Source organism: Thalassoglobus polymorphus (genome assembly GCF_007744255.1).
In the GTDB taxonomy this organism is placed as follows: domain Bacteria; phylum Planctomycetota; class Planctomycetia; order Planctomycetales; family Planctomycetaceae; genus Thalassoglobus; species Thalassoglobus polymorphus.
In genome coordinates this window covers 5,372,740-5,397,017 of the sequence record NZ_CP036267.1, presented here as the reverse complement: position 1 = coordinate 5,397,017, position 24,278 = coordinate 5,372,740, and the positions used below count along the sequence as shown (strand labels likewise).

Below are 24,278 nucleotides of genomic sequence, written 5' to 3'. Positions count from 1 at the left end.
GCTGTCGGAAAATCGGCTCGATTTGTCCACCGACATCGCTTTCGACGTGTCTGTCTGCTTGTGTTGAGAACGAATCCTGGGACCTGAATTTGCTTTCTCATACACTGAGAATGATAGCCATTCCACATATTCTCGAACTGGTTTTATTCTTCCTTTGGTGATTCTTCTGCATCATCAAGGCGTTCCAGGCAATCGAGACTAACGGTCTTGCGCCCGTAGGCAATCCAAATTTGCATCGGCTGGACCGACGACTGCCAGTGAATCCACGTTCGATCATATTCGAACTGTTCCTGAATCACTTTCTCTCCGGTCAAGCGATTCAGGATTAATCCACGAATTGAGTTTCCATAACTCTTTCCGAAGAACAGGATCGGCCACGCACTCGGCGTTTGTGTGCAGATGTGCTGGTCTTCGATTTCTTGAGTCCATTCCACTTCGCCAGTCTGCTCATTAATCGCCACAACCTTTCCAGCGACCGTCTTCTCAATGGTGCGTGTAATGCGTGAGGGGTACGAATAGTCGTACTGCACCGGTTCACCCGTTCCTGGCAGAATGATCCACTGGTTAGGCCGCTTCAGGATGGTCATTGAAATGACTTCTTCGTCAACCGGAATTTTTCGCTGTACTTTTTGCTCACCTGTCAGACCGTCAAGGATTGTCAGAGTGTGATCGGGAGCAAGAAATGCGATGTCGCTCTGGTTCACAGTGCACCAGATTGACCCGCTTGGTGCTTCGAAACTCCACAATGGTTCCTCGGAAACTGGATCGACCATAGCAAAGCGAATCGTCTCTTCGGTCTCCTGAATCGTTGGGAAATAACGTCCCCAATCTCCATTATGGCGTTCCAGGTTGGAAGCAATAGCTCCCTGAGGAATGGGGCGTGTTCCCAGGTCCATGCCGTCGCTGGCGCGAAAGACGCGGAGGTGATCTTCATTCGGGGCCAGTGTGAGAACAAATTCGTCGTCGCTGAAAATTTCACTTCCAGAATCGAAGTCGTAGCGACGCCATTGAACTTTTCCGGTTAATGGGTCGATGGTGGTGAGTTGAGTTCCCAACCCAAAGCTAAGCGTCGAAGTTCCAATGGCTCCGACGTTTCCAGCTGGAGTTCCTGTGGATGTCATTGAGAGAAATGTTCGGAAACCAGTAGTTGGCTGTTGCTGGTTAGGGTTGATGACTCCGGGCGCTCCAAGAGGATTTTGTTCCTCTGCAACAAGATTCTGACTGACGATCAAGCGTGGTGAGTCTTTGCGATGCTGGAAATCTAACAGCAGGAAGCGATCGGCTAAAACGATGAGTGCCAAATGACCATGCGTCGAAACATATCGTCCAATTGACGATCCGACCGGAATGCGTAATGAAGCAATTCGTGTCGGAAGTTGAGTCTGTCGGCGACCATGCTCGTCATAGATATCGATTTGCGATCCCATGTGATTCAAGAAAAACGTCCAGCCTTGAAGCGGAACCGATTCTGGACCGACGTGCGGAATTTGATGCCGAGCCGACTTCGTGAATTTCTTCTGCTGGTCAGATTCTGTCACTTGGCCAGGCCAGCGCGGGACGGAATTAAACAGCTCGTCCCACTGTTCTTCGTTTCGAATTGCAGCTGCCATCTCTGCGGAGGAGAGGTCTGAATCGGAAGCTTTGATATCTTGACGTTCCAGCAACTTCAAATAGTGTTCGGCTGTTGAGCCATCCTTGAGCAGAAGCGCGAGTCGGGCCAGCTCCTGATTGGCGACCTGTGAAATTGCAGGGTCCAGAGCACTGGAGAGTCGTGAGTAGATCTGCGAGAGGTCGCCTGCGTTCTGGGGGCGTGGGGTGATTTGCAGGAGTTGCGACAAAGCCTGTTTTGCAGGAACCAGTTCAAAGGAACTCATTCTCAAGAAATCGAGAACGGCAATTTCGTTGGACGTCGATTCGAGCCATCGCTGAATTTCAGCAATGAATGCGGCTCGCCGATCCATGGGAACTGACTCATAAAGTGCTTCGAGTTGAGCGATTGTCCAGCGTTGATCGCTGACTTCCTGCAGCCCATCAAGGTCTCGCAATGTTGCTTTCCTGACCAGGCTTTCGAATAGCTGAAGATAATTTTTCAGCGCACCAATATGGTCACCGGATTCTTTGAGGCCATTTGCGCGGGTGAGCAGAAATGTGAAAGTTTGCTCTTCGGTGGTCAGCAACTTTTCAATACTGGCGATCTCTGATCGGTGCGCTTCAAAATCTGCATGCAGCCCATCAATCTTGGCCCATCCTAAAACTGTCTTCGCACGAGGAGTCAGAGCATCCAGGTCGATTGAGTCCAGCAGCGACATCGCCTCGTCTCGTTCACCTTTTTGGAGGAGAAGCTCCCCTTGAATCGCCAATTTCTTCGAGGTCTCCGAAAGAGTCGCCAACATTTCTTCGACTTCCTGAGACGATTTGAAAGCCTGAATGGCTGTTCCCGATTGAGCCACTAACCTTCCATGAGCAGTCGAAAGATTGCCGATAATTTGCTGGCCAGGCATTTGTGATCTTGCCAGTTGCCGACCATTTTTCAGGTCGATGATGGCGACTTCTCCGGTCATCAGCGGTTGTACGAAATGATCACCCATGCGAACTCCTCGACCCGATGGGCGAGGGATTGAAGCACTCCAGATGTGCGAGCCATCTTCGAGATTTAGCGCAGCGACTTCACTTCGACCGACGACGATGAGCGTTTCTCGATAAACGCCTGCAACGTAAAGTAATCGTTGTCGAAATAGTGGTTTGTCCCAAACTCGCGATCCATCGCTGATGTCCAGGCAGACAAGTTCGTCGGAATCTGGCGGAGTATGAATGACCAATCGGCCAGCTTGGACAACTTTCGAGTCGAACCAGCGATCATCATTCAGTAATCGCTCTTTTGATTGAGAAACCGTTTGTCCGCGGCTTCGGAGTCCACGTCGGAACATCATTTGATTCTGGACGATCCGTCGTGTTTCTTCGTACTGATGCGTCCAGACAACTTGCTGCAAGTACGGGGCCACGGCTGTGATCACACCTTCGCCAGTAGGGCAAATAAGCAGCCCGTCCAGATAAGCTGGCATCAGTCCTGCGAGGCGGCGGCGCTCATCGAGTACGATTTCTTTGTCGGAATTCAGCAGCCCGAGTGACCAGAGCACAGAACCCGTTTCTCGATCCAGTTCGTATAACTGAATTTGTCCCCGCTCTTCTCCAATTGCAAACAACTGGTCCTTGACGGGTGTGGGTGCTCCGTAGAAGAAAATTTCACGTTCAACCTCTTCATCCTGTTGAAACGGCGTATAGGCATTTTCGTCAACGGTCCCAATCGACCAGCGATTTTGAAGACCTGCATCGAGCTCAAAAGCATGCAACTGATTGAACGGTTGAGGCACCAGTTCATGACGTTGTGTTGATCGATTCAAGAATTCGCGATCAACGGTTCCGACAAGTTGAGAATCGCTCACAGCGTAGACATATTTGCCATCGGTGCTGAGCGATGCCGATGTGAGATCTCGCCAGCCACGGACTGCAAAAAACAGGTTGCGAACCTTTTCCCGATGCTCATCGTTCGCCAGAGACGGGCCGGATGTGTATTCGTGTAAGTATTTAAATGTTTGATCAATGTTGACTCCGACCCCATCGATTTCGCCGGTCTCCAGATTGTAGGATTTGATCGTTCCGTAACTTGGCACAATGACTCGATTGCCGACAATCAACGAACGTCCCGCAGGGAACACGGCTTGAGAGTAGTGAGACCATAAAGAGGACTCGGTCGACCGGGCGAACGACTGTGCATCGTCCAGCAACGCTTTCTCTTTCGCTGCATTTCCGAGGAAGAAATCGTATTGATCGATCAATGGTTGTGACCAGGCATCAGAAAACATCGCAGGTGTAAAGCGGGATGATCCGGTGTGTGCTTCGTTGCCAGCGGGGGTTCTCCATTCGAAGATCTCCGCTTCCGATGCTGGGAGAACAGGTGACTTTGTAAGCGAAGCAAGGTCGAGATCAACACCTTCGAAGTCTTGCAGGATCGCTTCCGCCCGACTCGGGTTTCCGGACATCGCCATGAGCGTGGCGGCACGTTTGACTTTCGCATTCAAGTCGTTTCCACCTGAAAATCGTGCGGTTCCAGCGATTTCACGGACAGCCGCTCCGATCTCTCCGCGATCAACACTGAGGGCAGCCCATTGTCTTCGTGCCAGTTGTCCTGCTTTTGTCGAACGGAATCGGCGACCGACCTCAGCCAGTTTGTTCAGATCCTGAGACGAGATCGCTGCCTCGTACTGCTGCATGGCCTCGGCACCGAAGAGGCGTTCGTAATCCTCTGCATGCTCAGCAATAATCAGTTCAATCGCATGCTTTGTCGAGCCGCTGATCTCCATGCCGATCGTTTGGAATGAGTCTTCTGAGTCATTCAAAATTGTTTGTAGAGCTTCCAGTCCTTCAGTGACTTGCCCGTTTTCGATGGCCTCTTTGGCGCGAAACAGTGCTGTCTCTGCGAGGGGATCGCGTGGCAGGCGTCGCAGATGTTGAAAGGTTGGATCGGGCTCTTCGTTTGGCTGAGGTGGGAACAACGGGTTGAAGACACCCTGCCCCAGCGATGGGGAGGCGAGTCCCTGAAGCCACAGCGAACAGAAGACCAAAAAGAAAATCGCTCGGTCCATCTTCATGTTTTTTGCCCTTGGGCACTGAGTGTTAATCGTCATCCGTACGACGTTCGATTCCAGGCTATGAGGTTCTTCAGGCATGTGTGGGAGATTAAAATTATGAGGATGAATTGGCGGCAGTGTCACGAAGAGGAGGAGGCCATAGTTCCGAACAAGTTTCGGCGGGAAATCTGTCTCCTGAAAGGTTTCAGTCAATGACTCAACCTGCTTCCAAACTGATTCAGGACTGAACCTGCAATCTGAATCTGCTCGCTCACAATCACAAAGGAAATTGACCGCTTCACAAGTTTCCGGGCTGGTTCTCATAAAAGCAAATGAGATACGGCATCTGGGGGTTCGCTTGTTGTCTTTTTAACCAGTTTCCTCAGTTTCTCCCCTTTTCTGTTTTTCAGTCGTCCTGAGTCATCGTTGATTTGAGGGATTGATCTCAATTTTGTGGTATTTTCAGGGGTGATATCCACACGCCTTGGCCTATAATTATCCCTCTGGTGGAAGCTGAAATGCATGCGAAAACGGTTTACACTGGTGTGAAACAGACGCGGGACATGGCAGCTTCAGAATATCTGAATTGACAGTTCTTAGCATTCTATGATAACGAATAGGCAGAAACAGAACAGATTTGGCGTAAATTCTGACAAGGATTAGGTCGTGGTCGCTCCAATTGAGATTCCCAATTTGCTCATTGCTGATGATGATCAGGCATTTCGAGAGACCGTTGTCGAAATATTAGAGCCACATTTCCCGATGGTCGCCGTGGAATCTGGCGAACGTGCCATCGAAGTTGTGGAAACGATTCAGGTTGACGTCGTGATTCTGGACATGCATATGCACGTCATGACAGGGTTGGATACCTTGCGCTGGCTGAAGGAGCGTTACCGTGAATTGCCGTGCATTTTAATGAGTTCCGATGTCTCTGAAGAACTCGAAACTCAAGCGTACGACCTCAACGCATTTCGCGTGCTTCGCAAACCGCCGCGCCGTCAGCATCTCATCGATATCATCCATCGTGCCGTCAAGCTATAGTGCAGCGTAGGCAAGAGCAAATCCAATATTGGTTACTAGATTCTGCCACGTGGCAAGCCGTCTATGGGGGTGTGGAAGTGACCTTCACGGGCTCGACAATCATTGGAAATGCTCCAGTGCGTACCGCGAAGGAAGAATCTGTGCTCTCGGATCGGGCTACTTGTTGCGGAAAACGCTTCTGAAGTTATTTTGGTGACGACTTCTGTGCTGATATTACGATTCACTGATGTTTATTGAGAAACGCTAACTAAAAATTCTGGGATCGCTGTCAATCACTGGGAATAAGAGCACCTTTCTGGTTTCGTGAGAACAGACAAGCAGAAACTACTGGGGAATTCATGGCAGATGTGACAATCCAGGTGGTGCAGGGGCTCGAAGCGGGGGCAATCCTGCGGAAACTGCCTACCCCGATCACAATTGGTCGAGAAGAAGAAAACCTCGTTCAGCTCAACGATGAACGCATTAGCCGCTACCACGCCAAAATTCAGGCGAATGAAGATCAATTGATCCTGACCGATTTGCAAAGCACGAACGGGACCCGTGTGAACGGCCACTTCACACGCATGCGAACAGTGCAAATCGGCGATCAAATTGCTCTTGGACGTTGTCTCTTGGTGATTGGATCGCCAGAAGAACTCGAGCAACTTGGTGAAGATCTCTCGATTCCCGACGCCCACGAAACTGTTGGAGACGATCCGGGAGACCTTCCCGAAGCTTTTCCATTGGAGCCACCTCAGGCACCAACAGGACTCTCAGCGAATCAGATTGCCGAAGTCGCCACGCTCGTCGAATTCGTACGTACTGAAATGCTTACGGTCCTCAACCAAATTCAGGATTCTCCCGATCACCCCGAACGCGAAGTCCGCCTCCCAGACGATGCCTGGCATCGTCTGCAAATGCTCCCCCCCCAACTCTCTCGCTACCTCGATGATCTCATCGAACCCCAACAGGATTAGAGCATTTTCAATGTTTTTTGTGCCCGTGAAGAACGCATTTCTCTCGTAAAATGCTGTTCGCCACGAGGCAGGTCCTGCAAACCAATTCGAAAGATGCTTTTTGTGCCCGTGAAGTTCGCATTCACGACGACACACACTGCTCGCCACGAGGCAGAACGCGACCAGCGATATTGGACTTGTGCTAATCGATCCGTTGAATCTCGATGAGTAACGGGATGCGGTATTCGCGATTGGGTTCTCGCTCAACCAGCCGGCCGGTGTAGTTGGCGGAGATTGGGAATCCACGTTTCAGATCGAATCGGATTTTCCCTGTCAGAGAAATTTCACGACGTGGTTCCTCATTCGCCAGTTCAGAGGTGTTCAGAGTCCAGATTCGAGTCAGTGTCACCTCATTTTTAGCGGTGGAGCTTGGTGCCACACCAACCTGGATCGTGGCGTGCAGCTTCTCTTGATGTGGGGGTGAAAATGGAGAATTGACAGAGGTTGTTGCGGACAACAAGGTGATCTCTCGATGGAATTCTTCCTGCCATTTGTGAGTGGCATCTGGGGGGAGTTGCGGAAACACCCAGGACTCCAGAGATCCGAGCAGGTAAGGAAGCTGACCTTCAGTTGGATTCACCTGCCCATTAGAACCTGAGACTGGTCCAGTTGGAGCCTCTTCAGCGAATGGTGAAAACGGTCGACTAAACGTTGGGGGAGCAGGGAATGGAGAGAAAGATTCGTTTTCTTCCTGAGCAAATTCGCTCGGGAGACTCGGCAGTTCGACTCCGTCTCGGGGGAAGACTTCATTCGTGAATGTTTTGTTGAGTCGTGAAAATGCAGGCAGCCCGGCAGCGTAGGCATCGACCTGAAATGTCGGGGTTCCGGTGTGCCTTCTCGTTTCAGTTGGATATTTCGCTTCGATTTGAATGCGGTACGGATGTTGATCCCCGCGAACATATTTGTAGTTCAGCTTCTGGACAGGAACGGGAACCGAGGGATCTGCAGGTGCGTTCGAATCGAGTGGAGGGTCGACTTTCGAAGCCGGGGGAATGGCTGGCTTTTGTTTCGGCGAGTTTCTCGGCCGCGACTTTTTCTTCTTTGAATTTTTCGGTTCTGGTGTTGAAGCCACACGCTTCGCAGCTGGAGGTTCCAGGTCGCCAACAATGACCTTCGGGGTGAGAGAAGAGCTTGCTGATGTCGGCAAAATCACCACCGCAAAGGCGATCAGGCTGAGCGTGTAAAGAGTTTGAGACAACCGGTGTTGTTTCCGCTTAGGAGTTCGCATGATGTTTTGCATGCGCTTGGCTGTCACTTCAAGTGGGCTGAGCCCAACCAGTTCTTTAGAAGGTCGTAGTTGTTGATGTAGCTCCAGCATGTTCAAAAGACAACGTGCGTAATTCGCTGGCTGACATTTCAATTGCGTGACAACATCAGTGTCGCAACACTCTTCTCGGATTCGACGGACTTCACGGTTAAGCCAGTAGACGAGCGGGTGGAACCACCACAACACTTGAACCAGCAGCTGTAGCAAGCCGACCAGCGTGTCGCCCCGGCGTAGGTGCGTCATCTCGTGTGCGAGAATCAGCTTGATTTCAGCGATGTCGGTTTGATTGACAACATGCGACGGCAAAACGACGACTTGATGAAAGAAGCCGCTTGCAAACGGAACAGTTGGATGCAGTGTCACGAGGACTTTCGGTATGTGAAGTAACCCTAAGTCAGCGGAAACCAGTTCGACTGCTTCCAGCAGTTCATCCGAAGCAGGAACTTGGGTGTCTTTGTGGAACCGCAACAGTTGTGCCCGTTTTCCGAGGATGTAGCCCAGTAAACTCAGTACACCTGCCAGCCAGATTCCAAATAAGATCTGTCTCCATGGCCACGGTTTCGCTGGAGGAACAGATGCGTTTTTTTTGATCGCTGGAGACTCTTTCACCGACCTTGTTACGGCCGAGGAACTTTCGGTGCTGGTGTCGATCGCATCAGCTTTCTGAAAGGTTCCAGAGTTAGCGGTCTCTACGGGAGGCTCAGGAGCTGTGACTGCCGGTTGACTCTGGCCGACGAAGGGGACCATTTCCCAGAGAATTCCAGTTGGGGAATCCCAGATGGGTGGGAAAATCGCTTTCACTAAAACCAGCAGCAGCAAGCCGTATGCGAGGTGCGGAGATTTCGGGAGGACATACCGTACGAAGAGGACGACGGCAGGAATCAACAGCGTGATTTGCCAAAGTTGTCGCCAGAGAGATGTGTCCAGCAGTTCGTTCATCACTTGGAAGTGTTGTCGGATTCGAGGTCATTCAACATACTACGAAGTTGGTGAATGTCGTCATTCTCCAATCCTTGCTCTCGGATCAAATGTTCTACTAGCGGAAGCGTTTCCCCATCAAACAGTCTTCCGACAAAGTCTTTGACCGTTTCCCGGATCACTTGATTCGGACGGATTTTTGCGGTGTAAACTAAGCTGCGACCGTTTCGCTTTGAAGTGAGATATCCTTTTGCTTCAAGGCGACGGAGAAAAGTTTGGACGGTTTTGTAATCAATGTCCCGCCCTTCGGGGAGGGCTTCCAGAACTTCTCGAACAGTTGCTTTTTGTAGATCCCAGACAATTCTGGCGATCTCCATTTCCGCCTTTGAGAGTGCGGGCCTTTGGGGCATTTCAGACTTTCGCTCAAGGGGTAATTGACTGGTCCATCTTGACTGTCTTGTCTGTCGCAAGCCACTGAACTTGCATATCACTTTTAATTGGCGGACAGTCGTAAGTGTAAATGTTACGCCGAGCCATTCCCTATTTCCAGTCCAATCTCAGATTATTCCCATTTCGGGGCAGCCAGGCTTGGTGCTTCTGTCGGTTGCTCTCGAATGGACTCTCTTAACGCAATCTCTTTAGAGCCGGTCCGTAAACCTCTGGGGTAGCTGCTTTTCTCAATGATTGAGAGAGCAATTTCAAGCTTCAAGATCAGTTATAGAGCAGTTTGCCTTATCGTGTCCCTGTGAGGAAGAGTCGCCGTGAGGTGGATCACTTACATTTACGTGAATAGACTTGAAGCCCCAGAAGATGATCGAGATGTCTTTTCTTGTCGACGCTCATTTGAGAGATTCTACAGGAGCGTGTTTAAGGTTCTGGTTGTTCAGGGGGCTGGCTGTCCAGTTCGGTGATCTGTTTTCGGAGGCGTTTTGTTGTGCGGTAGCGAGATTTTCGGAGAGCGCTCTCGCTCATCCCGAGATCTTCAGCGACATGAGCATCTTGCTCACCATTGATGACAGTCCGCCAGAATGCTTGCCAGACGTGAGGTTCCGTATTCGTTCGAATGATTTCAATCGCTTCGTAAGTTTGTCCCATTTCAAGAAGCCACACGTCTCCATCATACTCCTGTCCATCAACGAGATCTTCTGGGACCCATTCGATCTCTTGAGCAAGTTCGTCATTCGGGATGGGGGTGTTTGCAACTTCTTCCCAATGGCGAAGGACGACGATTCGCGTAATTCCGAATAGCCATCCTCGGAAAGAACCATGCTTTTCTCGCGAGTGCCGATATGACTCAATTTTCTGGGTAGCAGTTAAAAAGACTTCCTGCGAAGCATCTGAAATGTCGTGTGACTGAAATTGGTGTCGCGATAGAGATTTGATCCACTTGAATACCAGGTGCCCGAACAGGTGTGTCATGCGTACCCAAGCGTCCTCCTTCCCCGATTGAATCCCCAAAATTAAACTCGCTGAAGTCATTCTTGATTCTTCTGAATCCATAATCTCGCGATCCATTTTTAAGATTCTCCCTCAAATTGTCGGAAATTTATCGTCGTTCAACTTAACGCATTATCCTGTCGTTACTTAGAGGGCGAATTACGGGCGTTGATTTGGCCCAAAATTTCGCGAAATAGGAGATTTTTTTGAAATTATTATCTTCTCGCGGGGCGCACCCAGGAAAAGCTTATTGGTGATAAGGTTCATTCCTGATTCCAAGGGTCTTTGATGGAATGAGTCGGCGGTGCAGGCAAGAGCGAGCCTAACGGGGGCTGTCTCAAGTTTGTGAAAAATTGCAATTTTGAGCCTGAGTACGGCTTCGGCGGGAAAGTTGCCCCTGTCAACGACTTCGCTTGCATCGCAACCACTTTTTCTATGTTGATTATATTTTGATTAAATGATAATCGACAAGAATGGGCTCCATTCCTGAACCGATTTCAGTTTGTCCGAAATCGAAATTTCAGAGTTCGCTCGTTGTTTGATTGCATTGAACTACGCTGCTTGGCGAACTTCACTGTCTTGGTGATTTCTCTGGAATGTTCTACAGGGTCATCTTTAAGCCTTTAATGGTAAATATGAAAGACGGTTACGCTTACCGATCATAGCAGTCTATGAATTCGAAATGAAAGGTGAGTCGAGTCTTCCTCGCTGGGTAAGCACTCCAAGTTTCCTAGATCATTTGAATGCTAGAATATCTTTCGAATTGGTTTGCATGTTCTGCCTCGTGGTGAACAGCATTTTTACTAGAGAAATGCGTTCTTCACGGGCACACGGCAGAGCGTAAAGATTAATGTCAAATTTACTTTTATGCGACGACAATTGGTGGCGTTTACCATTTGTTGAAGCAGGTCGTCAGCCAATAATTTTGTGGCAGTTGCATTGTCGAATTCATTTTGAACAGTCACTATGAGAGAGGATTTAATTGTTGCGAATTCCTGGCAGATAAAGAACTCTTATGAAATCGACTTCGATCTTTGCACTGTTCATTTTTCAGTTTGTGAGTTCCGTTGCTCTTTCTGCGGAGAGACCGAACATTGTCTGGCTGATTTCAGAAGACAACTCGATGCACTATCTGAAGATGTACGATGACCATGGTGTCGAGACTCCCCGGATTGCCGAACTGGCTCAGCATGGGCTGATTTATGATCATGCATTTTCCAACGCGCCCGTTTGTAGTGTGGCCCGTACGACGTTGATCACCGGGTGCTACGGCCCTCGAATTGGAACTCAATATCATCGGAAATCGGTAACGGTGCCAATGCCCGAGGGCCTCAAAATGCTCCCGGCTTATCTACGTGATGCCGGTTACTATACCGCGAATAACAGCAAGAAAGATTATAATGCAACTGAGGGAAAAGGTGTTTGGGACATGTCGTCGAAAAAGGCGACATGGCGTTCCCGGCGCGAGGGGCAGCCTTTTTTCTATAAGCAATCGTTTACGGCAACACACGAAAGTTCGTTGCACTTTTCGAAACAGGTGATGGCGAATGAAAAGACATCCACCGACCCGGAAACTGTGTTTGTTGCTCCTTATCATCCAGATACCGAAACTTTTCGATACACGAACGCGCGCTATCGAGATCGGATACAACTGGTTGATCAGCATATTGGGGCGGTGGTCGATCAGTTAAAAGCAGATGGCCTGCTCGAAGAGACATTCATCTTTTATTTCGGCGACCATGGTGGAGTTCTCCCGCGAGGTAAAGGGTATGCCTACGAAAGTGGATTGCACGTTCCTCTCGTGGTCCGTGTGCCTGAGAAGTGGAAGCACTTGGTCGATGCGGAATTGGGTTCGCGTCAATCTGGATTTGTCAGCTTCATTGATTTTGGTCCAACAACCCTTCACCTGGCTGGCGTGAAAGTTCCGGAACAAGTCGATGGTCGGCCATTTTTGGGGGAAGGTGTCAAGGCTGCGGACGTGAACAAGCGAGATACCGCATTCGGATATGCTGATCGATTCGACGAAAAATATGATCTGGTGCGGACTTGGCGAAAGGGGCGTTTCGAGTACATTCGTAACTATCAACCGTTCAATTTTGATGGCTTACAAAACAACTACCGCTATCGCATGTTGGCGTTTCAGGAGTGGCGGGAACTGTATCAGGCAGGCAAGCTGAATGATGCTCAACGCGAGTTTTTCGAACCGCGACCTGCTGAGTTACTCTATGATGTGGAAGCTGACCCGCACGAAGTTCACAACCTTGCGAGCGATCCAGAATACGCTTCCGTTTTGAAAGAGATGCGAAGCGAGCTCTCTCTGTTTGTTTCTGGTCTGCCCGACCTCAGCTTCTTTCCAGAAAGTTATCTCGCTGAGGTCGCTTTTGAAAACCCCGTTGAGTTCGGCAAGAAGCGACAAAAGCAAATCGCTCGACTGGTGAAGATCGCTGACCTGAGTTTACTTCCGTTCTCCAAGGCTAAGCCGAAACTCTTGAAGGCGCTGGAAGCAAAAAATCCGTGGGTCAAATATTGGGGATTGATTGCTTGCAGCTCGTTCGGGGACGAGGCCAAAGAGCTTGCGCCCGTCGCGATTGAGCTAGCAAAGAACGATTCGAACCGGTTAGTGCGAATTCGGGCCGCCGAGTTCTTGGGATTGATCGGTGCAGCCGACCCGCAGGCTACGTTTCGACAAGCGCTGAAAGAGACTGACTCCGGCATTGAAGCGGGGCTCATTCTGAACTCTCTCGTGTTGTTGCGAGATGGCAAGCCTGGCTATGAGTTCGAAATTGATAAGTCGCTTCTTCAACCCAATCTGTTGGAAAACGACACTGTCGCGCGACGTCTTGAGTATCTTGCAGATTAGAGCCGTTTGCTCGACCGCGTGCCCGCGAAGAACGCGTTTCTCTTATGGGATTGCAGTTCTTCACGAGGCAGGGCCTGAACGCCAATTCGAAAGATGCTCGATAACGTTTTGTGATTCTTCTACCCGTGGAGACGGAATTTCCGCGAGTTGCCAAGTCATGGCTGTTCATCGTTGTTCATAGCTGCGGAGCGTTCCATTTTGGAATGCCGGTCGATTCCTGCTGTTTTTTGAACTGCACGTGGAACGGTCGGTATGGCAGCATTTCGGCTTTTTCGTTGACCATCATCGGGACAGTTTTCTTCCACCACTGGTCATAACGCTTCAGCAATCGTTCGACGATTTTCGGATGCTCTTCTGCGACGTTTTTTGTTTGCCCGGGATCTTTTTGCATATCGTACAGCTGATCTCTCCCAACCAGACGAAAACGTTGATTGCGAATGGCAAAGTCTTTCCATTGATGCTCATTCGGATCGACTCCGGTTTTCCAGCGACCTTTATGACTAAACAGAAGTCGGTTTTTCCATTCTGCTTCAGGGTTTTCGATCAATGGGATCAAGTCTCTCCCTTCGACTTGATCTTCTGGATTTGTTGCTCCAGCCAGGCTGACGAGGGTCGGGAAGAGGTCGATGTGAGCAGCGATCCGATCGACATCCTGGTCTGCCGGAATTTTTCCATTCCAGCGAATAAAGAATGGAACGCGAACCCCTCCTTCATCAACAGAGCCTTTCAACCCTTTCATGTTTGCATTGTAAGGAAACAGCTCGTCTCCATCTGCGGTTGTTCCAATCTGTTTTCCGAGCCGCCCCGAGCCTCTGCCGGTCATCCCGTTGTCGGACATAAAGATGACAACGGTCTCGTTTGCGAGGTCCCATTCATCGACCTTGTTTAAGAGCAGCCCAACGTTTTCGTCGATGTTTTCAATCATCCCGTAAAACCCGGCTTCGTCTTTTGTGAAACCCATGTCGGTGAACCGTTTGGCGTTTTCGGGAGGAGCGATGAATGGTCCATGCGGAGCATTCGTCGTGATGTAAGCAAAGAATGGGGCATCTTGCTCTTTGACTTCTTTGATCCAACCGAGTGCAGCAGAGAAAAAGATGTCCGTACAAAATCCTTCGGTTTGCACGAACGATCCGTTCTGCTTGATGTACGGATTGAAATATTTGTTTCCCGGGGCGTCGGCACAGCTGCAATCGTAAGCTTGCCCGATTCCTCCGGCACCATGAATGAACGCCTCATCGAAACCGCGCTTGTGCGGTTGGTACTCATCTTCATCACCGAGATGCCACTTTCCGAAGATTCCGGATGTGTAGCCAGCTTGCTTCAGCACCTGAGGGAGAGTCGTAGCGTTGAGCGTCATTCTCTCACGCTCAAGAATTGTGTGGGTCACACCGTTTCGCATTGGGTGTCGACCGGTCATCAGGGCGGATCGCGTCGGGGCACAGGTGGGAGCGACCAGAAAGTGAGTGAAGCGAGTGCTTTGATCGTACAGCTTATCCATATTCGGTGTGCGAACCCATGGATGTCCATGTTTGCCAACGGGGCCGAATCCTTGGTCATCGGTGATAACCAGAATGATATTCGGCTTCGAACCCGATAGTTCAGCAGCCTGCGTGATACCTTCAAGTCCGGCGACGAAGGCAAAAAATCCAAGGAGCAGAGTCGTCCATCTCATGGAGTTGTCCTGATTGAAAATGTGACTGTCGAGCAGAAATGGGGACTCATGTCCCGCATGGAACGTTCACATGTGATGTAAATCGTAATCAAAATACTGACGAAATGTCGAACAGCTTGCTTTCGTGAACGACGTCAGAGGCTCTTTTCGTAATTTCTCGGATCGTAAACTGCGGGATCTTCCCAGCTTGGGCATCCGGCGGACTTCATATTGACCCAAAACCGGGCATTTTGGATAGTGTGCCGAGAAAATTGCTTATTCATGCGGCAAGGAGGCTGCACAATGCGACGTTGGGGTACCAATTTTATTATCGTTTTGTATCTGGGATCTCTCTGTTACGGGCTCTCAGTTCATGCCCTGAAGGTTAATGTTTATGACCACCTGGCGAATTATTTCGTCGTTTGGGATATGTATTGTGGCTGGGGGTGTTTTGAGAAACGTGTGCTTCTGATCGCAGAGGGTGAAAGCGGAAACCTGTACGATGTCTCTCCGCCATGGAAGCCGATCAGGCCGTATGGCTCAGCCGAGCGACACGATTACGATTCGTGGGGATTCTATTCGGGAAGAGTGGCAGCCAATACTCTCCGGCATACTGAACATGAACCGATCACCCGCGTACTGCTCGTCGAGCAGTTGTGGTCAAAGAAGTACAACATCCCCGATTCAATGTGGGCGCGGCAATTCGACGAGCCGAAAGATCCGCGAGTCTACTATTACGTGCGGACAAAATTTGACCCAGAGGGAGCTGTCGTTGATCGGCATTATAACTGGCAATCGAATTTGGTCTACCAGTCACTCGTCGACAATCCGGTACTGCGAACAACGATTGCTCAGTCGCGTCCCTTTATTGTGGACGATCGACCGTATCAGCCCAGTCGAAACTATATCCAGCAAGCCTCATTCGAACGGACTGACTCAGTAGATCGTTAAACCGAAGCGTCAATTTTCGATATACGGTGATCGCTCTCTTCAATCTTGATACTCGCCCCCTAGCCCCTTGAACAGCTGCCTGAACGGGCGCACAAGGCTCGACCATGAACGAACAACATCAGCACTCAAAGCGTTCTGGAATCGTGAACCATTTTCGAGAGTGGTTTTACGCGAAGGAAGTTCCTTATTCGCTGGCGCTCACGAGAATTTTTGTTCCGCTGGCGATGTTGTTTGCGGTCATTCCTCGTTGGCCGAACGTTCGAGAGATGTATTCATCAGATGGAGCCCCTGCTCCGTTCTGGGAAAATTATGGGATGACAGACTTGTTGCCGATCTTCTCGCCTGAAATCGCGATGGGGCTGTATACAGCGATGGTTTTTCTTTGTCTGGCAGTTTGTGTCGGCTGGAAAACGCGTCTTTCACTTGTTGCGTTGTCAGCGCTGGTCGCCTATTTCGGATTGCTTGATGCATTGGGGACGCTCACGAAATATACGATCTTCGCCTGCCACACTTTTGTGCTGCTTTCATTTTCTGAATGTGGCTCCGTGTGGTCGGTTGATGCCTGGATAAAAAAACGAAAATCAGGTGAGCCAGTCAGCCTGGAAGCTGAGATTTGGCCACAGCGATTGATCCAACTGCTCATCGGATTCGTCTACTTGGGATCTGCGGTCACCAAAACTCAAACGCATGGATTCTTCAGCGGAGATCAAATGTTTTTCTGGTCGCTGACGAATATGAATTTTCATAATCCACTGGGAGAGTGGATGACTGGATTCCCTGCATCGCTGGTCCTCTTTGGGTATTTTGCTGTGATTTGGGAAAGTCTGTTTCTCTTCCTCGTCTGGAAGGATCCAGCCCGCCGCATCTTACTGGCCTTTGGGATTCTGTTTCATGCGATGACATTTTTTATGCTCGGATTGCTGGTCTTTCCGTTGCTGTTTTTTGCTGTCTATTTTGTCTTCCTGAAGGAGTCGGAAGCAAAGAGGATTGGAACATTCTTTCAGTCGTTGCTCCCCAAATCGCCGCAGTTTGCTGAACGAATTTCGCTCGCGCAGATTACCTCCTGGCCAGCTTTTGGAGCCATTCTTCTCGGGATGTCTCTCTTTTCCATTGCCGCAGAGAGAAAGATGGACGTCTATTCTGAAAACGGACCGGATGGACGGATCGTATTGCAGCCGCTAAGTCAGGAAGCTGTCGCAGAGATCACGCAAGATGATCGTTCAATGGCTGTCGAAGATCAGCTTTTTTCGATTGATATGGGGACAATCGTCGTCGGAGGGTATGTCATCAATCCGCGGAAGACGTTTCAGACAGGCGAAACCGTTTTCATACAGGCGCGATTGATTCAACCTCATAGTGATGTGTGGGTTGAGTATACTTTGCGCGATTCCGAGAACCGGGTTGTTGCACGAGAAGGGAGCATCGCCCCTCGTGAGGATCTCCGTACGACCTTCAAGGTTCCGATCGGTCAGGATTGGCCCTCTGGTGAATATCGATTGTCGGTCACTGTCAATACGAAGCCCAGTCTTGGTCGAACTGTTCACATCGTCAATCCGTCTCGATAAACGTTTTCTCATGGTAATGGTGGTTGTCGATTTCCACTGCGAATTGTCGCTGACGAGAGACGATGCTTGTCGAGAGTGGCCCCTCTGGCCGATTGTCAGAGGCGAAACGCTCACCTGCTGAGATTGGTAACGATCCTCGTTCTTTGTGATCTCGGACAAGTTTCTCTTTGATTCGCATTGATGAATGATTAAGCTCATGGGTGTATAAAGATTGTTTTCCCCAACGAAAATTAGAACCAGTCCGAGAAGTCTTCGAATGATCACCTTCCTCATTGTTTGAGAGAGCGAGTTCAGGTTTCAGGATCAGTTCTAAGGTTGAGTCAAATCGATGAATGAGCCGACCCCCATTCTTGAAGTTTATCAGGTTGGTCCGACAACGATTGTCGGCTTCGGTGGACGCGATGTCCTCGATAATGTCAACGTCGCGGTTTGTCGGAAAGAAATTCTCGAGCTGATCGAGAATGTTGAATGCGAAACGCTCGCTTTCGATCTCACCGGCGTCACACTGTTGCCAAGTGGGCTTCTGGGATTGTTGACATCAATCACACAGCAGGCAGTGAATGTCCAGCTCTATAATCCTTCTGACGACATTCAGGAAGTGCTCGAAACAACCAGGCTGAATACACTGATGGAAGTGAAAATGGTCGAGATCCCGAAAGTTGATGACTAGAGCAGTTTGCTCTACCGTTGATACCAGACGATGAGGTTTTGGAGGTCTCCCATTTGAACCATTGTGGTGACTCGCTTTCTTGAGCCCCAGGTTCCAAGTACTGGGGAATAGCCATGTTGATGATCCACGATCTCTAAGGCTTCTCGGACGTCTTCGGCAATAATCTTAGAGCGTGCTTGCGTCACCGCTCTCCAGCGGGCAATCCACATTGTTGCAGGGAAGACGAGCATTAAAGCGTGTAATCCATCAATCAAGTTGATGTTATAATAAGCCGGGCCACAGAAGTGCATCCCCTGAATTTTCACACGAAGGTAACGGGTGAAAAGTTCTTCAGACTCTTCAGAGAGCTTTCCGAATGTCCCCTCCAGAGCTTCGAACGGGACCTCATTGAGGTCAGGGTGAAGTTTCGGTAGCAGCCCGGTTCCCGAACTGAGTTGTGTGGCGGACTTCAATTGTTTCATGCGTCCACCTGCGGATGTGTCCATCGATGCAAATGTATCCTTGCGGGCATATTGCCCGGCCAGAAGTCGAAATTGCATCAGAGCCACCTTGGACGGCGGGTGAGGTTCTGGAATTGTTGGAACCTCCTCAGGAGCCGCAGTTGTCAGTAAATTGAGGAGTTCCCTCAGCCGTTCACCACGAATGTTTTTGAAGTTCGTTTTTTGAATCAGATCGATCCAGAAATATGTTCGCAATAATTTCAGTGCGACCGGTGTCTGTTCATCTGCCAAAGATTCGTCGAGAGCGTTTACGATATCGAGAGTTTCCTCCCAGGTGAGTTGAACTTTGTTTGTGAGTTTGGGAGCAGCAGATTGTTTGCGACCTTCGGGAACGACCAGTTCAGCGATTTCGCGAACTTCCTTGTTTTGGCGGGTGATCGATTTTCCGAGATTTTGCGTCACGCTCGGGCAACTGAATCGTAAGCTGACAGCGATGCCGTTCCCTTTCGGGTGAAACGCGTAAGGGTAAATTCGACAGGCGAGCGGTTTGGCCTTTTCGCCGAATTTTCCATGAATTCGACAAAGACCCTGTTCATCAAGAAAGACGCATGAGCCATCCTCCTGCTGGGCAAGGCGATATTTCTTCTTTCCGATCAGGTTGCGCTCGGTGACGACCGTTTCCATGTTGTCTGGAATTTCGTTCGACGCTGCCCAATTTTGCGATTCGATTCGCTCTTTTTCCTCTTCAGTGATAAAAATTCCATGCTGTTTGCAACAGCCACTACAGTTGTGACAGTTCCAGTTTTGGATGGTCGGAAGTTCCAGTTGCAATCGTGGCATAAAATTTCGATAGTCGCGACGTGATGAATTGAGTATCCTTATAATCATAGAGTTTAACTGAGGTGAGGATGAGAGCGAACCAACTTGCCAGGTTGGTGTCAATTTCTTGACTCAAGTTTTTCACTCAAGTTCATCGTTGATGTTTTTGTCTCTTTGACGCCCTGCATTTTGATAAGAAAGCCAAATTCTTGGGAGAACCACAACGCGATAAGTTGAAAGTCCAGGCTCGTAAATGTGTGATCGTGGCAGTGATCGATCCACTTTCCGGTCGCAGCCGAGAGCGAGCTTTCGATGAAATGGAAGGTCTGGTGACGACCGCAGGTTCCGAAGTTGTCGGAAAGGTCTTGCAGGTTCGAGACAAGCCGGATGCCGCGACTTATATCGGCAAAGGGAAGCTGCAGGAGCTGAAGGATTTGATCGGCGTCACAGAAGCCGATCTCATTGCATTCGACGCAGATCTCTCTCCATCGCAGGGAAAAAAAATCGAGGAGGCCACGAAAACTCAGGTTGTCGACCGGAGCGAAGTGATTCTCGATATCTTTGCGACACATGCCCGATCTTACGAATCAAAACTACAAGTTGAACTCGCACAACTTCTGTATTTGCGTCCCCGCCTCACACGGATGTGGACTCACCTTGAACGAATCAGTGGTGGGATTGGCAGCGGAAAAGGTCCGGGAGAGAAACAGCTGGAAACAGACCGTCGATTGGTTGATCGCCGAATTTCTGAACTTCGACGCAGGCTGGAAGATGTGATCGAACGGCGCGAACGACAAGTCGCAGCGCGGACTCAGCACATGACCGTCTCTCTGGTCGGATATACAAATGCCGGGAAGAGTACGTTGATGAACGCCTTGACCGGCGCTGAGGTCTACACCGCTGACAAACTCTTCGCGACTCTTGATACGCGGACTCGAAAATGGACCCTCCCCAACTGGGGGAGTGTGCTACTGAGTGATACGGTCGGTTTCATTCGGGACCTGCCTCACCATTTGGTGGCGTCATTCAAGTCGACGCTCTCCGAAGCACGTTATGCAGATCTGCTGCTGCATGTCGTCGATTGCGCTCATCCTGATGCCGCCGATCAGATTGAAACGGTGAATCAGGTTCTTAATGATGTCGGAGTTGATAGCGACGATCCGATTCTCGTTCTCAATAAGATCGATGCTGCTGAAGATCGCGCAAAAATTGATGTTCTGCGAGCCAAGTATCCTACGTCAATTTCGGTGAGTGCCAAAGAACAGATTGGTTTCGATAAACTTCGGGAGGCAGTCTGTTCTCGATTGGCGGACGGTTATCTCGACGCACGTGTTGAAGCGCTTGCCGGGAATGGCAAGGTTCACGCGTTTCTCTCTGAGCATGCTGAAGTTGTCAACACGGAATACGAAGACAGCAATGTGGTGTACGAATGCCGCATCCCGAAGCGGTTCGCCTATGGTCTCACCCAGGCGGGGGCGAACGTGACGAATATGGATGGTTCACCAATTGAGGACGAGACCGAAGATCAATGGTAAGCGGGTAAGCGGGTAAGCGGGCCGTCCAGTGTGGGCGACTCATTTCGCTGCGGCTCGTCTTTATAGAGCTGGTTTCTGGCTGAATGACTGAGTCATCGGCGGTTTTTGATCATCGCATCGTCGTCTGTGTAGAGTTGCATCTTGGGAGGCTTCGGCGTTACGGTAGAAATGAGTCTCCGTCAACGAAAAAGTTTTTCCAGTCATGCAGGTCTATGCCGATGCGTTCACTCTACTGTTTTCTGGCTGTTGTACTCTCTCTCGGCACACTTGCTGCCGATGAAGCGTTGCCTACGGTTTTCAAAGATGACTTTGAAAGCGGAGTCAAAAATTGGAAACCCTCCGATGTCAAAAAATGGAAAGTGACTGAAGAGAACGGCAATCACGTCTATCATCTGCTTGGGAAAAGTGACTATCAGCCGCCTCATCGGAGTCCTCATAGTCTTTCGTTAGTGAAAGACGTGGTGGTTTCTGATTTTGTTTTTTCGGCAAAGGTGAAAACGCTCCAGTCTTCGAGAGCCCATCGAGATATGTGTCTCTTTTTTGGTTATCAGGATCCGGCGAATTTTTACTACGTGCACTTGGGGGAAAAAACTGATCCTCATGCCAATCAGATTTTTATTGTGAATGACGCGCCACGAATCAAGATCAGTGAAAAGACGAATGATGGGACTCCCTGGAAAGATGAAGCCTGGCATCAGGTCAAGGTGGTGCGCCGAGTCTCTGATGGATTGATCGAAATTTACTTCGACAACATGGAGCAACCACAAATGGTCGCTCACGATAAGACATTCACATGGGGCCAGGTTGGCTTGGGATCATTCGACGATTTGGGCCAATGGGACGATGTCCAACTCCAAGGGAAAATCGTGACACCACCAAAACAGCCGTAGCGTTCTATTGGAACTGGGGCGGACCAGAAAGATCAAGAAGAGTGTTCGCATCCATCAATTTACAAAAATCAAACAAAGGAAAGTCCAATGGTGAAAACCGCCTCGACGATGATGCCTCTCGGGAGCGACGCTCCAGCATTCTCGTTGCCCAATATTGACGACAGCGTTGTTTCTCTATCAAATTTCAATGAGAAGCCCGTGCTGGTCATCTTTATGTGCAACCACTGTCCCTTTGTGATTCATCTCCGTGAGGCACTTGCAGCCTTTGGAAAAGAATATCAGGGGAAAGGCCTGAACGTGATCGGGATCAGCTCGAATGACGTCGAGAACTATCCGCAGGATGGCCCCGATAAGATGAAAGAGGAAGCTGCGAGTGCAGGATACACTTTCCCGTATCTGTACGATGAAACTCAGGAGACTGCCAAGGCTTATGGCGCTGCTTGCACGCCTGACTTTTTCCTCTTTGATCAAGATCACAAACTTGTCTACCGAGGACAGTTTGACGACAGTCGCCCACAATCGGGGATTCCCGTCACCGGAGCTGATCTCCGAGCGGCTTGCGATGCCCTTCTCGCTGGCGAGCCTGTTATCGAAGACCAAAAGCCGAGCATCGGCTGTAATATCAAATGGAAAGAGGGGAACGCACCTGACTATTTCACCGGGCAAGCAACTGCCTAATACAGTGCACTATTGCTCGCGTTACTCATGATCGAGTTACTCACTGTGTGCTCAATGACGAAGCAGGTCACTCAGGGTGCGATTTAGCGCACCCTGAGTCCATGCTTTTCAATATTGCCCAGAGCTCAATATTTTTCAGGGCAATTGAATGAAGGCAGTTTTGTTGGTGAACGGGACAGATGCATGCCAGTGCTGTTCAATCTGTTTTCAATTTTAGACTAGCCCGGGAATTTGAAATTGCTCGCTCAAACGTTGAGGAAAGCGGCTATTCCAGAGGTTTTCGGAATGGTTGTCAATTGCCGGGACTGATTCAGATAAGACCATGAACGACGAACCGAGTTCCAATTTTTCTGATCGAAAGATGACTTCCGGGGCTCAGCGGATTCTTACGCAAATCCGTCGCCGTGCCGCAGAGAACAAAGAGGATCGTCCGCCTCTGTATGAATGGCTGGTGCAGGAACTTCTCGGTGAAGAAAATCGAGCGACTGAGGTTCTGGACCTCCCGACCTCAACGCTGGGGGCATTACAAAATCACTACAGCTCGGACTTCTCTGCCTCCGAGCCATTTATCTTCTTTGAATGGCAACTCACTCTTTTGCGCCATGCCGATCGTTACGCGATTCTCAGTTCTGTCGAGGCTGTGACCGGGACGGAACATCTGTTGATGTCTGCCATGGAATTGGACGCTTCGACTCGTGAAGTCTTCGCTGAGCATGGAGTCCAACTCGAAGATCTTGTCGAGAAAATCGCATTGCCCGACCTGGAAATTGGGATCGATCTTGAAGATGAAATTCAGGTGAAACCGGCGGGCGCAGGTGTTGTTGATGAGCCAACTCTTTTTCGCATTCTCGATGCTTCTGCAAATCGATGCCGGGAAGGAATGCGGGTGGTCGAGGACTTTGTACGGTTCGGTTTAAACGAATCGTTTCTGTCCCGCGAACTCAAAGAACTTCGTCATTTGGTTACCGAGACTCTGAGACACCTTTCGCAGGAAAAGTGGGTAACCTGCCGAGACACTTTGAATGACGTTGGCACGACCACTTCGACTCCTTCTGAAGCGTACCGCGGAACGCCGGTTGATGTTCTTCGTGCGAGCATGAAGCGGATCGAAGAAGCTCTGAGGAGCTTGGAGGAATACAGCAAGTTGATTGATGCGGATCTCAGCCAGCGTTTTGAGCAGTCGCGGTATCGCTTCTATACCATTGAAAAAGCGATCGAAACCAATTTCAACAGCCGGGAGCGGCTCAAGAATCGGCGGCTGTATCTTTTGGTGACTGCGGAGGATTGCCGATACGGGCTGGAAACGACTGTCCGTGATTCCATCGCCAAAGGTGTCGACATTGTTCAGCTGCGAGAGAAGCGGCGGACTGACCGGGAGTTGCTCGAAATGGCGAAGGAGGTTCGGGAGTGGACGTATGAGCAAGACGCTTTGTTTATCATGAATGATCGTCCCGATTTGGCAGCCGCTTGCCACGCAGATGGTGTTCACTTAGGGCAGGATGATCTTTCTGTCGGTGACGCCCGCAAGATTGTCGGTTCTCAAATGTTGGTGGGGATTTCGACACACAACATCGAACAGGCAAGAGAGGCGATCTACGCAGGAGCCGATTATCTTGGAGTCGGGCCGACATTTCCCTCGCAAACAAAAGAGTTCACTGACTTCGCTGGTTTGGATTTCTTAAGTGAAGTCGCTGCCGAGACCAATCTTCCCTGGTTTGCGATTGGTGGAATCGATCTCTCAAATTTAGGATTGGTTTTCGAGGCAGGTGCAGCCCGAATTGCAGTGAGTGCAACGATTTGCGCTGCACCAGACCCACGGGGACGGGCGCGAGAGCTTGCAAGCCGGCTCTTCACAAACGCTGAAAAGAATGTGAAAATGTGACGTGCGCTACAGACCACGTCTGAAGTTGAGTCGATAATAACTCAGGCAGAG

The 24,278-nt window shown here is 49.9% G+C and carries 18 protein-coding genes; 10 read left to right on the top strand and 8 right to left on the bottom strand.

The features are described from left to right. Nucleotides 1-143 precede the first annotated feature (143 nt). A complete protein-coding gene (locus tag Mal48_RS19560; RefSeq protein WP_197441845.1) occupies nucleotides 144-4,649 on the bottom strand; it encodes an outer membrane protein assembly factor BamB family protein in 4,506 nt (1,501 codons plus the stop codon). Between the two features lie 645 nt (nucleotides 4,650-5,294). Here Mal48_RS19560 and Mal48_RS19555 point away from each other — a divergent pair. Both Mal48_RS19555 and Mal48_RS19550 read left to right on the top strand, forming a co-directional pair. After that, complete coding sequence (locus Mal48_RS19555; RefSeq protein ID WP_145203647.1) at nucleotides 5,295-5,669, top strand: response regulator; 375 nt, start codon at nucleotides 5,295-5,297, stop codon at nucleotides 5,667-5,669. A gap of 338 nt (nucleotides 5,670-6,007) precedes the next feature. Then, nucleotides 6,008-6,625 carry an FHA domain-containing protein gene (locus tag Mal48_RS19550; RefSeq protein ID WP_145203644.1) on the top strand — a complete coding sequence of 206 codons (618 nt, stop codon included), beginning with the start codon at nucleotides 6,008-6,010 and terminating at the stop codon, nucleotides 6,623-6,625. Nucleotides 6,626-6,806: 181 nt separating this feature from the next. Here Mal48_RS19550 and Mal48_RS19545 read toward each other — a convergent pair whose 3' ends face one another. From Mal48_RS19545 to Mal48_RS19535, 4 genes are all read right to left on the bottom strand, one after another. Continuing rightward, nucleotides 6,807-8,870 (bottom strand): M56 family metallopeptidase, encoded by a 2,064-nt coding sequence (locus Mal48_RS19545; RefSeq protein ID WP_145203641.1) that lies wholly within the window; start codon nucleotides 8,868-8,870, stop codon nucleotides 6,807-6,809. Then, entirely contained in the window at nucleotides 8,870-9,259 is a 390-nt protein-coding gene (locus tag Mal48_RS19540) for a BlaI/MecI/CopY family transcriptional regulator (protein WP_145203638.1), read from the bottom strand. Before Mal48_RS19540 ends, Mal48_RS19545 begins: the two co-directional genes overlap by 1 nt. A 152-nt stretch (nucleotides 9,260-9,411) precedes the next feature. After that, the gene (locus tag Mal48_RS23405; protein WP_197441844.1) at nucleotides 9,412-9,558 is read right to left on the bottom strand and encodes a hypothetical protein; all 147 of its coding nucleotides are present in this window, start codon (nucleotides 9,556-9,558) and stop codon (nucleotides 9,412-9,414) included. Nucleotides 9,559-9,716: 158 nt separating this feature from the next. Beyond that, entirely contained in the window at nucleotides 9,717-10,328 is a 612-nt protein-coding gene (locus tag Mal48_RS19535) for an RNA polymerase sigma factor (protein ID WP_197441843.1), read from the bottom strand. A gap of 973 nt (nucleotides 10,329-11,301) precedes the next feature. On the opposite strand from Mal48_RS19535, the gene Mal48_RS19530 reads away from it, so the two are divergent. Next, nucleotides 11,302-13,146, top strand: a complete 1,845-nt coding sequence (locus Mal48_RS19530) for a sulfatase-like hydrolase/transferase (RefSeq protein ID WP_145203632.1) — start codon at nucleotides 11,302-11,304, stop codon at nucleotides 13,144-13,146. Between the two features lie 175 nt (nucleotides 13,147-13,321). Here the strand turns inward: Mal48_RS19530 and Mal48_RS19525 are convergent, their stop codons facing one another. Continuing rightward, nucleotides 13,322-14,818: an arylsulfatase gene (locus Mal48_RS19525; protein ID WP_145203629.1), complete on the bottom strand. Its 1,497-nt coding sequence runs from the start codon at nucleotides 14,816-14,818 to the stop codon at nucleotides 13,322-13,324. Between the two features lie 282 nt (nucleotides 14,819-15,100). On the opposite strand from Mal48_RS19525, the gene Mal48_RS19520 reads away from it, so the two are divergent. Both Mal48_RS19520 and Mal48_RS19515 read left to right on the top strand, forming a co-directional pair. Continuing rightward, the gene (locus Mal48_RS19520) at nucleotides 15,101-15,748 is read left to right on the top strand and encodes a hypothetical protein (protein WP_145203626.1); all 648 of its coding nucleotides are present in this window, start codon (nucleotides 15,101-15,103) and stop codon (nucleotides 15,746-15,748) included. A gap of 104 nt (nucleotides 15,749-15,852) precedes the next feature. Beyond that, on the top strand, nucleotides 15,853-17,313 hold the full coding sequence (locus Mal48_RS19515) for an HTTM domain-containing protein (protein WP_145203623.1): 1,461 nt from the start codon (nucleotides 15,853-15,855) through the stop codon (nucleotides 17,311-17,313). On the opposite strand, the gene Mal48_RS19510 is transcribed toward Mal48_RS19515, so the two are convergent. Further along, nucleotides 17,297-17,491 (bottom strand): hypothetical protein, encoded by a 195-nt coding sequence (locus tag Mal48_RS19510; RefSeq protein ID WP_145203620.1) that lies wholly within the window; start codon nucleotides 17,489-17,491, stop codon nucleotides 17,297-17,299. The genes Mal48_RS19515 and Mal48_RS19510 overlap by 17 nt on opposite strands. Nucleotides 17,492-17,641: 150 nt before the next feature. Between Mal48_RS19510 and Mal48_RS19505 the strand changes: the two genes are divergently transcribed. Beyond that, nucleotides 17,642-17,983 carry an STAS domain-containing protein gene (locus Mal48_RS19505; RefSeq protein ID WP_145203617.1) on the top strand — a complete coding sequence of 114 codons (342 nt, stop codon included), beginning with the start codon at nucleotides 17,642-17,644 and terminating at the stop codon, nucleotides 17,981-17,983. A gap of 11 nt (nucleotides 17,984-17,994) precedes the next feature. On the opposite strand, the gene Mal48_RS19500 is transcribed toward Mal48_RS19505, so the two are convergent. Next, nucleotides 17,995-19,263 carry a YkgJ family cysteine cluster protein gene (locus Mal48_RS19500; RefSeq protein WP_197441842.1) on the bottom strand — a complete coding sequence of 423 codons (1,269 nt, stop codon included), beginning with the start codon at nucleotides 19,261-19,263 and terminating at the stop codon, nucleotides 17,995-17,997. Nucleotides 19,264-19,451: 188 nt separating this feature from the next. Between Mal48_RS19500 and hflX the strand changes: the two genes are divergently transcribed. The 4 genes from hflX (at nucleotide 19,452) to Mal48_RS19480 (ending at nucleotide 24,227) form a co-directional block, all read left to right on the top strand. After that, nucleotides 19,452-20,777, top strand: coding sequence for a GTPase HflX (hflX, locus tag Mal48_RS19495; protein WP_145203611.1), 1,326 nt, complete (start codon nucleotides 19,452-19,454; stop codon nucleotides 20,775-20,777). A gap of 218 nt (nucleotides 20,778-20,995) precedes the next feature. Beyond that, nucleotides 20,996-21,667 (top strand): hypothetical protein, encoded by a 672-nt coding sequence (locus tag Mal48_RS19490; RefSeq protein WP_145203608.1) that lies wholly within the window; start codon nucleotides 20,996-20,998, stop codon nucleotides 21,665-21,667. An 87-nt stretch (nucleotides 21,668-21,754) separates the two neighbouring features. Next, nucleotides 21,755-22,345 carry a thioredoxin family protein gene (locus tag Mal48_RS19485; RefSeq protein WP_145203605.1) on the top strand — a complete coding sequence of 197 codons (591 nt, stop codon included), beginning with the start codon at nucleotides 21,755-21,757 and terminating at the stop codon, nucleotides 22,343-22,345. 322 nt (nucleotides 22,346-22,667) lie between these two features. Beyond that, nucleotides 22,668-24,227 carry a thiamine phosphate synthase gene (locus tag Mal48_RS19480; protein WP_197441841.1) on the top strand — a complete coding sequence of 520 codons (1,560 nt, stop codon included), beginning with the start codon at nucleotides 22,668-22,670 and terminating at the stop codon, nucleotides 24,225-24,227. Nucleotides 24,228-24,278: the final 51 nt, after the last annotated feature.

What these genes read in the sequence shown, in the direction of transcription:
- Mal48_RS19560 (WP_197441845.1), bottom strand. Translation starts at nt 4,649, where the DNA reads ATGAAGATGGACCGAGCGATTTTCTTTTTGGTCTTCTGTTCGCTGTGG.
- Mal48_RS19550 (WP_145203644.1), top strand. Translation starts at nt 6,008, where the DNA reads ATGGCAGATGTGACAATCCAGGTGGTGCAGGGGCTCGAAGCGGGGGCA.
- Mal48_RS19545 (WP_145203641.1), bottom strand. Translation starts at nt 8,870, where the DNA reads ATGAACGAACTGCTGGACACATCTCTCTGGCGACAACTTTGGCAAATC.
- Mal48_RS19540 (WP_145203638.1), bottom strand. Translation starts at nt 9,259, where the DNA reads ATGCCCCAAAGGCCCGCACTCTCAAAGGCGGAAATGGAGATCGCCAGA.
- Mal48_RS19535 (WP_197441843.1), bottom strand. Translation starts at nt 10,328, where the DNA reads ATGACTTCAGCGAGTTTAATTTTGGGGATTCAATCGGGGAAGGAGGAC.
- Mal48_RS19530 (WP_145203632.1), top strand. Translation starts at nt 11,302, where the DNA reads ATGAAATCGACTTCGATCTTTGCACTGTTCATTTTTCAGTTTGTGAGT.
- Mal48_RS19525 (WP_145203629.1), bottom strand. Translation starts at nt 14,818, where the DNA reads ATGAGATGGACGACTCTGCTCCTTGGATTTTTTGCCTTCGTCGCCGGA.
- Mal48_RS19520 (WP_145203626.1), top strand. Translation starts at nt 15,101, where the DNA reads ATGCGACGTTGGGGTACCAATTTTATTATCGTTTTGTATCTGGGATCT.
- Mal48_RS19515 (WP_145203623.1), top strand. Translation starts at nt 15,853, where the DNA reads ATGAACGAACAACATCAGCACTCAAAGCGTTCTGGAATCGTGAACCAT.
- Mal48_RS19510 (WP_145203620.1), bottom strand. Translation starts at nt 17,491, where the DNA reads ATGCGAATCAAAGAGAAACTTGTCCGAGATCACAAAGAACGAGGATCG.
- Mal48_RS19505 (WP_145203617.1), top strand. Translation starts at nt 17,642, where the DNA reads ATGAATGAGCCGACCCCCATTCTTGAAGTTTATCAGGTTGGTCCGACA.
- Mal48_RS19500 (WP_197441842.1), bottom strand. Translation starts at nt 19,263, where the DNA reads ATGCCACGATTGCAACTGGAACTTCCGACCATCCAAAACTGGAACTGT.
- Mal48_RS19490 (WP_145203608.1), top strand. Translation starts at nt 20,996, where the DNA reads ATGCGTTCACTCTACTGTTTTCTGGCTGTTGTACTCTCTCTCGGCACA.
- Mal48_RS19485 (WP_145203605.1), top strand. Translation starts at nt 21,755, where the DNA reads ATGGTGAAAACCGCCTCGACGATGATGCCTCTCGGGAGCGACGCTCCA.
- Mal48_RS19480 (WP_197441841.1), top strand. Translation starts at nt 22,668, where the DNA reads ATGAACGACGAACCGAGTTCCAATTTTTCTGATCGAAAGATGACTTCC.